This window comes from Flavobacterium ustbae, assembly GCF_003946915.1.
Taxonomy (GTDB): domain Bacteria; phylum Bacteroidota; class Bacteroidia; order Flavobacteriales; family Flavobacteriaceae; genus Flavobacterium; species Flavobacterium ustbae.
Window position 1 is genome coordinate 1 of record NZ_RPOC01000045.1, and the last position, 551, is coordinate 551.

1 pseudogene is annotated in these 551 nt (G+C 51.0%); it reads right to left on the reverse strand.

Features of this window, described 5'->3' with window-relative positions:
* Positions 1-551: pseudogene (locus tag EG814_RS21060) on the reverse strand (DUF6443 domain-containing protein); the annotation flags it as partial.

The following is a 551-nucleotide window of genomic DNA, read 5'->3' on the forward strand; positions in this document are numbered from 1 at the left end:
GTCTCCATCTTGGTCTCGATACCACACCGTATTGGGGTTAATAGCCGCATCGGCATCATTGCAGTCCGTATTGTTGGCTACATATCCCGTAGGCTTCACGCTGTACGAAACGCTTAAGGAAGGGTTTCCGAACGTGTCGCCATCGGCATCCCTGTAAAAAGTCGATGGGGCAATATTGGTGATATTGGCTGTCGTGTCGTTATAGTCGGACGAATTCAGCACATATCCTGACGGCTGGGCGCACTGAACCAGTTTGGTTGCAGCCGTTCCAAAAGCGTCTCCATCTTGGTCTCGATACCACACCGTATTGGGGTTAATAGCCGCATCGGCATCATTGCAGTCCGTATTGTTGGCTACATATCCCGTAGGCTTCACGCTGTACGAAACGCTTAAGGAAGGGTTTCCGAACGTGTCGCCATCGGCATCCCTGTAAAAAGTCGATGGGGCAATATTGGTGATATTGGCTGTCGTGTCGTTATAGTCGGACGAATTCAGCACATATCCTGACGGCTGGGCGCACTGAACCAGTTTGGTTGCAGCCGTTCCAAAAG